The 7,001-nt window shown below is 67.6% G+C and carries 8 protein-coding genes; 2 read left to right on the plus strand and 6 right to left on the minus strand.

Features of this window, described 5'->3' with window-relative positions:
* Nucleotides 1–5: 5 nt before the first annotated feature.
* Nucleotides 6–1,499, minus strand: a complete 1,494-nt coding sequence (locus EII42_RS05955; RefSeq protein ID WP_125171200.1) for a methylmalonyl-CoA carboxytransferase subunit 5S — start codon at nucleotides 1,497–1,499, stop codon at nucleotides 6–8.
* Between the two features lie 147 nt (nucleotides 1,500–1,646).
* On the opposite strand from EII42_RS05955, the gene EII42_RS05960 reads away from it, so the two are divergent.
* Nucleotides 1,647–2,519 carry an ion transporter gene (locus EII42_RS05960; protein WP_233558293.1) on the plus strand — a complete coding sequence of 291 codons (873 nt, stop codon included), beginning with the start codon at nucleotides 1,647–1,649 and terminating at the stop codon, nucleotides 2,517–2,519.
* A gap of 68 nt (nucleotides 2,520–2,587) precedes the next feature.
* Here the strand turns inward: EII42_RS05960 and EII42_RS05965 are convergent, their stop codons facing one another.
* The 5 genes from EII42_RS05965 to trxA form a co-directional block, all read right to left on the minus strand.
* Nucleotides 2,588–3,694: a hypothetical protein gene (locus EII42_RS05965; protein WP_125171201.1), complete on the minus strand. Its 1,107-nt coding sequence runs from the start codon at nucleotides 3,692–3,694 to the stop codon at nucleotides 2,588–2,590.
* 1 nt (nucleotide 3,695) lies between these two features.
* Nucleotides 3,696–4,172, minus strand: coding sequence for a SigE family RNA polymerase sigma factor (locus EII42_RS05970; RefSeq protein ID WP_125171202.1), 477 nt, complete (start codon nucleotides 4,170–4,172; stop codon nucleotides 3,696–3,698).
* Between the two features lie 159 nt (nucleotides 4,173–4,331).
* Nucleotides 4,332–4,481 (minus strand): hypothetical protein, encoded by a 150-nt coding sequence (locus tag EII42_RS13275; RefSeq protein ID WP_199729809.1) that lies wholly within the window; start codon nucleotides 4,479–4,481, stop codon nucleotides 4,332–4,334.
* Nucleotides 4,482–4,522: 41 nt separating this feature from the next.
* The gene (locus EII42_RS05975) at nucleotides 4,523–6,184 is read right to left on the minus strand and encodes an FAD-dependent oxidoreductase (protein WP_125171203.1); all 1,662 of its coding nucleotides are present in this window, start codon (nucleotides 6,182–6,184) and stop codon (nucleotides 4,523–4,525) included.
* Nucleotides 6,184–6,561, minus strand: coding sequence for a thioredoxin (gene trxA / locus EII42_RS05980; RefSeq protein WP_125171204.1), 378 nt, complete (start codon nucleotides 6,559–6,561; stop codon nucleotides 6,184–6,186). The genes EII42_RS05975 and trxA overlap by 1 nt, the downstream gene beginning before the upstream one ends.
* Nucleotides 6,562–6,620: 59 nt before the next feature.
* Between trxA and EII42_RS05985 the strand changes: the two genes are divergently transcribed.
* On the plus strand, nucleotides 6,621–6,890 hold the full coding sequence (locus EII42_RS05985) for a metal-sensitive transcriptional regulator (RefSeq protein WP_125171205.1): 270 nt from the start codon (nucleotides 6,621–6,623) through the stop codon (nucleotides 6,888–6,890).
* Nucleotides 6,891–7,001 lie beyond the last annotated feature (111 nt).

The following is a 7,001-nucleotide window of genomic DNA, read 5'->3' on the forward strand; positions in this document are numbered from 1 at the left end:
GCTCCTTAAGCCGGCTCGACCGTGACGCTGTGCTCGCGGCCGGCCAGTTTGACGTTGTACTTGACGGGGGCGGTGATGCCCTGGGCAGGGCCCGCAGCCTTGGCGCGTTCTGCGGCCAGCTGCTCCGGCGACTTGGCCACGCTCTTCGGCCCCTCGTGGCGAGTGGCCAGGAACTTGCTGGCCACGTTCGGGAACATGGCGTGGGTGAGCACGTCCTCATCGGTGCCGTCGAAGCCGTCCAGCTTCTTGGCCTCCTCGACAAGCTGATCCCACTCCGGGGCCATCAGGTCTGCCGGGCGGCAGGTGATCTGATCCTTCTTGGCCTGGGTCTTGGCCAGCTCGATGACCTCAGGGTTGCGCTCGCCCAGGCACTCGCCGTAGTAGCCAAGCATGATGTCGGCGAACTCTCCGGTCATCACCTTGTAGCGGCCCATGAGCACGTTGAACACGGCCTGAGTGCCGACGATCTGCGACGACGGGGTCACCAGTGGCGGGTGGCCGGCGTCGGCCTTCACCTTCGGCACCTCGGCCATCACTTCGTCGATGCGGTCTCCCGCCCCCTGAGCCTTCAGTTGCGACTCCATGTTGGAGAGCATGCCGCCAGGGATCTGAGAGCTGAAGATGTTGGTGTCCACGAGGGTGGCGGACTCGAACTCGGCGTACTTCGGGCGGACCTTCGCGAAGTGGTCGCGAATCTTGAGGAGGCGCTCCATGTCCAGGTCGGCTTCGTAGCCGGTGCCTTCCAGCATCTCCACCAGGGACTCGGTGGGGTTGTGGCCGGGGCCGAGCGACATCGACGAGATCGCGGTGTCGACGACGTCTGCGCCCGCCTCGATGGCCTTCATCAGTGAAACCATCGTGACGCCCGTCGTGGAGTGGCAGTGCACGTTGATCTGCACGTCGCCGTAGGTGTCCTTGATGCCCTTAACGATGTCGTAGGCGGGTTGCGGCTGGAGCAGGGCAGCCATGTCCTTGAGCGCGATGGACTCGGCACCCATGTCGAGCAGCTGCCCGGCGAGCTTGATATAACCATCGACGGTATGCACCGGGGAGATCGTGTAGCAAATCGTGCCCTGCGCGTGCTTGCCGGCGTTGCGCACGGCCTGCATCGCCCGGGCCATGTTGCGGGGGTCGTTGAGGGCGTCGAACACGCGGAAGACGTCCATGCCGTTCTCGGCGGACTTCTCCACGAACTTGTCGACGACGTAATCCTCGTAGTGCCGGTAGCCGAGCAGATTCTGCCCACGGAGCAGCATCTGCAGCTTGGTGTTCGGCATCAACTCGCGGAACGTCCGCAGCCGCACCCAAGGATCTTCGTTCAGGAAGCGGATGCAGGAGTCATAGGTTGCACCGCCCCAACACTCAACAGACCAGTAACCGGCCTTATCAATGTCCTCACACGCATCAACCATGTCCTCCATGGCCATGCGGGTTGCCAGCAAACTCTGGTGCGCGTCACGGAGAGCCAGCTCGGTGACGCCAATCTTTCGCGCACTCATGGAGACAATCCAACCACGTCACGAAACCGTGGCTAGCGGTACCCCCGGGCTAAGGGGCCCAAAACCGTCAATTGTTCGGACCAATTCGGGCGGGGTGCGGCGGCGGACGTCGTGGCCGCTGCGCCGGAGCACCGTCATACTGTGCGGGTGACTTCAACCGAAACTTGGCGCACCAAGCTGGGCGCATTCGTCGATTCGACGCCCGTGCAGTACTTCGTGATGGCGGTCATCTTCGTGAACGCCGCCACCATCGGCCTCGAAACCGCCTGGGGTCCCGGCACCGGCCTCTACCCCACGTTGCATGCCCTGGACCTCGCCGCGCTGGCGATCTTCATCATCGAGATCGCCCTGAAGATGGTCGCGTTCGGGCCGCTGCGTTTCTTCCGTGACGGCTGGAACGTGTTCGACTTCGCCGTCGTCGCCGTCGCGCTCGTGCCGGGCAGCGGGCCGTTGTCGATGCTGCGCACCCTGCGCGTGCTGCGGGCGCTGAGGCTGGTGAAGTTCTTCCCGCAGCTGCGCCGCGTCGTCGAGGCCCTGCTGCGTGCCATCCCCGGCATCGGGGCCATCGGCGTGCTGCTCAGTCTACTGTTCTATGTTGCCGCCGTGATGTCCACCGTGATGTTCGGCGCCCAGCAGCCGGAGTTCTTCGGCGACATCGGCAAGTCGCTGTTCACACTCTTCCAAGTGATGACACTGGAGTCGTGGGCGATGGGTGTCGTGCGCCCGACGATGGAGGGCGCACCCTGGGCGTGGCTCTTCTTCGTGCCGTTCGTGCTCGTGTCGGCGTTCACGATGCTCAACCTGTTCATCGCGGTCATTGTCGACACCATGCAGAACATGCACAGCGAAGCCCTCAAGGCCGACGCCGAAGAGGTGGAGCGCGCACAGTCGGAGGCCGTCGTCGCAGGCCCGGAATCTGAGGAAGCGATGGCCGAGGTGCTACGCCAGTTGGCGGCCGTGCGCACCGAGCTGGCGCAGCTGCGCCGCGACTCCATCCTCGTACCGCCGGAGCCCAGGTAGGCCCCGCCCGCCGCGACGATGGCGCGGGTCGGTGGGGACTCGCGCCATCGTCGGTGGGCCGGGGCTGGTCAGCGGATGCGTTTGGCGGCCTCCGAGAGTTGCTCAGCTAGCTTCTTCGAGGGGAAGATGGTCGGGCCCGAGTTCTCATCGGGCAGGGGCCCCGCCCATTGGAAGGCCTCCCCGTCGAACCAGGCGTCGGCCACTTGGCCCTCGCGGTTGCGCAGGACGATGCGAATAATGGGCTCCGGACCGCCGTCCCCGATGTAGCCGTTGTCCGATGCCAGCAGGCTTTCCAGCTGCTGCGGCGTCAGCTTCTCAAAAGGCTGGGCTTTGAGATCTAGCGGGCACAGCCAGCCCTCCACCGCGTCGGCAAGCGGGAACTCTTTGCCGGGGTTGACGGTCGCCGCCGGGCAGCCTTCGGGAGAACTCAGCTGCTCGGCCGGCCAGAGCCCGCGCAGCCCGTAGAAGTAGTATTCTGTTTCGCCCTCCGGTCGGTTCTTCGAGTTCACCCAGTCGCTGTGCAGCCGAACGTTGTCGCCCTGCCCGGTGATCACTGGGTCGCAGGAGTCCAGCGCACCGCGCACGGGGATCAGCCGTCCGTCGGGGTAGCCATAGAGCGCCACGTAGGGGCCGACTTCTGCCCGGTCGCATCCGGGCGAGGGCCACTCGCCCTCGAATTCGCCGAGGGAGTTGAACAGCTCGACGGCGGAACTCACCTTGTCCGGGTGGTCGAGCGGCCGGTCGGGGAGGAGCAGCGACAGCTCTGGCGCGGCAGGTGACGGGCACAGCCACACCCGGTTCGCTCCGTCGGGCAGACGCTCGACGGGCTCCCAGTTGAACGCCACCCCTTTGCCGCCGGGCAGTGCGGTGCAGGGGTTCGACTCGTTTGCCGGGTCGGTCGCGGTCGATGCGTCGGGGCCGGGGGGTTCGCCCCCCGCTTCGCTGTGGCTCGGCGACGGCGTCTGGGCGGTGGCGGGCGACGACGGGGCCGCCGGGATCGCGCTGTCCGACCCGGATAGCAGCAGGCCGGTTGGAATCAGCAGCACGGTGGCGAAGAGCGCAGCCGCCATGGCGGAGTTGCGAATGGTGCGCCGGCGGCGCGCCACGTCGGCCCACCCTGTGGTGTCGGGCGGCAGCGGGGCCTGGTCGTGAAAAGCATCTGTCAGCCGGTCCATTTCATTCCTCCTCAACCAGCTTGAGCGAGAGGCGCAGGCTCGCGATGCCCCGCGAAGCGTGGGTCTTCACACTCCCCGCAGAGATCCCGAGCAGCTGCGCCGTCTCGGCGATGGTGCGATCCTCGAAATAGCGCAGCACGAGCACCGCGCGCTGCATCTTCGGTAGCGCTGCCAAGGCTCGGCGCAGGTCCAGGTCTGGTTTCTGGTCCTGCCAGTGGGTTTCCGGCAGCTGGGCCGTGGGGCGTTCGGCGTTCCATTTCCTGCGCCACCACGAGCAGTAGACGCGGTACATCGTCGTGCGTAGGTAGACCTCGAATGCCCGGTCGGTGGCGCACTTCGAGTAGCGGCCGTAGGTTCGGGCGAGCGCCGTCTGCACCAGGTCTTCGGCCTTGTGGCGGTCGCCCGTGAGATACCATGCAGACTGCCACAGCACACCCGCACGGCGGGTGACGAACTCGTCGAATCCAAGTTTGTCCACGTCAACACCTCCTTCACCTGTTCAAACCGCTTGGCCGGCCCGGGAGGTTGACCGGCTCAAACACTTTTCGCGCCCACCTGCCCGGGGAAGACGCAGGTCCGCCCGGGCCGCCGGCCGCAGGGGTGCGACGACGGCCCGGGCGGATCCGGGAAGCGCGGGTCAGCGCGAGAACAGCTTGCCGAAGAAGCCCTGGCCGGGCTCTTGGGCGTGCCCCTGGCAGCGCTCCCCCTTGGGCACGCCGGCCAGCGCCTGCTCAACGTGCTGGCCGCACCCGGCCCACGTCGGCTTTCCGCACTTCTTGCAATTCACCTTGCGGCACATATTTTTCTTTTCCTTCTCTTGGGTGGGTTTCAGTTGACGATCACTTCGGCGGCGCGGGCGCCCAGCTCGGCGCGCAGGGTGAGCATGCCGCCGGAGAGGTTTGCGCTGTCGAAGCCTGCGGCCACGAGCTGGCGGTGCGCCAGGTAGGAGCGCATCCCCGACTGGCAGTGCACCGCGATGGCGCGGCCGTTCGCGGCGGCGCGCACCTCGTCGAGGCGGCCGCGCAGCTCGGTGTGCGCGATGTTGAGCGCGCCGGGCAGGTGGCCGGTGGCGTACTCGGCGGGGCTGCGCACGTCGAGGATGAGCTTGTTGGCGAGCACGTCGTCGAGGTCGGCGGCGTGCCAGACGGGCATGGTGCCGTCGAGGACGTTGGCGGCCAGCATGCCGGCCATGTTCACGGGGTCCTTGGCGGAGCCGTAGGGCGGGGAGTAGGCGAGGTCGAGGTCGATGAGGTCGTGCACCGTGAGGCCGGCCTTGATGGCGACGGCGATGACGTCGATCCGCTTGTCCACCCCGTCGCGGCCCACGGCCTGCGCGCCGAGCACCTGGCCGTCGGCGCCGAAGTGCATGAGGAGGTGGATCTGGCTGGCGCCGGGGAAGTAGCCCGCGTGGTTGAGCGGGTGCAGGTGGATGGTGTGGTGGGGGATCCCGGCGTCGTCGAGGGCGCGGCGGTTGGCGCCGGTGAGGGCGGCGGTGAGTTCGCCGACGCGCACGATGGCGGTGCCTGCGGCGCTGGGCACGCGGTGGCCGAGCTTGCCGGAGATGGCGTCGGCGACGAGGCGGCCGGCGCGATTGGCGGGCCCGGCGAGCGCGACGGGGCGGCGCTGGCCGGTGACGGCGTCGACGCTGAGGGTGGCGTCGCCGACGGCCCACACGTGTTCGACGTTGGTGCGGCCGTGTTCGTCGACGATGATGGCGCCGCGCTCGCAGGCCACGCCGGCGGCCTCCCAGATGGCGGTGTCGGGACGGACACCGACGCTCAGCACGATGATGTCCGCAGTCAGGCGGGTGCCGTCGGCGAGCACGACGGTGTCGCTGGCTTCGCCGGTTTCGATGGCGGTGGCGGCCACGCCGTCGTGGACGGCGATGCCGAGGCGGGCGAGCTCGGCACGCACGAGTTCGGCCATCTCGTTCTCCAGCGGCGGCAGCACGTGGGGGGCCAGCTCGACGATGCTGGTTTTGATCCCGCGGTGGCTGAGGGCTTCGGCGGCTTCGAGGCCGATGAAGCCCGCGCCGAGCACGACGGCGTGGCTAGCTTTGGGCACGCGGGCGGCGAGTTCGAGGGCGTCGGGGACGGTGCGCAGCGTGCTGACGCGCGGGGAGTCGATGCCGGGGATGGGCGGGCGTAGCGCGCTGGCGCCGGGGGCGAGGATGAGCTCGTCGTAGGTGAGCTCGTAGGTGCCTGCCGCGCTGGCGACGGTGACGGTGCGGGTGGCGGTATCGAGCGCGGTGACGTCGGAGTTGATGCGCACGTCGAGGTTGAGTGCGGCGCGCAGCGACGCCGGGGTCTGCACGAGGAGGCTGGCTTGGTCGGTGATTTCGCCGCCGACGAAGTAGGGCAGGCCGCAGTTGGCGAAGGACACTTCGCCGCCGCGTTCGAGGACGATGATGTCGGCGTCTTCTTGGAGGCGACGCAGGCGCGCGGCGGCGCTCATACCGCCGGCGACGCCGCCCACGACGATGGCTCGCATTATTTGGCCTCCTTCGACTGGGTTTCCTGGCGGGCTACTTCCGCGCGCACTTTCTCCATGTCTACTTCGCGCAGCTGTTTGATGAGTTCGTCGAGCTGGGCGGCGGGGAGCGCGCCGGGCTGGTTGAACAGCAGGATGCCGTCGCGGAAGGCCATGATGGTGGGGATGCTCATGATGCCCAGCGAGCCGGCGAATTGCTGGTTGGCTTCGGTGTCAAGCTTGGCGAAGGTGATGTCGGGGTGTTGTTCGGCGGCGGCTTCGAAGATGGGTCCGAACATGCGGCAGGGGCCGCACCAGGAGGCCCAGAAGTCGACGAGCACGATTCCTTGGGCGATGGTGGAATCGAAGTTCTCTCCGGTGATGTTGATGGTTGCCATGCCACCGAATATACCCCCTGGGGTATACTTGGGCAATGTTGGACCGCGAAGGAGGCAGGATGAAACCCCGCACCCCCGAGGAGGCTCAGGCGCAGCGCAAGATCCTCAACCGGCTCAAGCGCGCCCGCGGGCAGCTGAACGCGCTGATCGAGTCGTTCGAGTCAGGGGCGCAGTGCCGCGACGTGGTGACGCAGCTGGCGGCGGTGTCGTCGGCGCTCGACAAGGCTGGCTACGCCATCGTCGCGCAGGCCATGCACCACTGCCTCACCAGCGACGACGCCGACCTCACCCCCGACGAACTGGAGAAGCTCTTCCTCACGCTGTCCTAGCCAGCTACGCCCGGGCCCGAAGTTTGGCTGCTCATTTTGGGGCGGGTGCCGTCGGGGGCGGGGTGGGTGCGGGAGGATGGGGCATGGCGTGGGTGCGGAGGCTGTGGTGGC

Source organism: Tessaracoccus sp. OH4464_COT-324 (assembly GCF_003932855.1).
Classification (GTDB): domain Bacteria; phylum Actinomycetota; class Actinomycetes; order Propionibacteriales; family Propionibacteriaceae; genus Arachnia.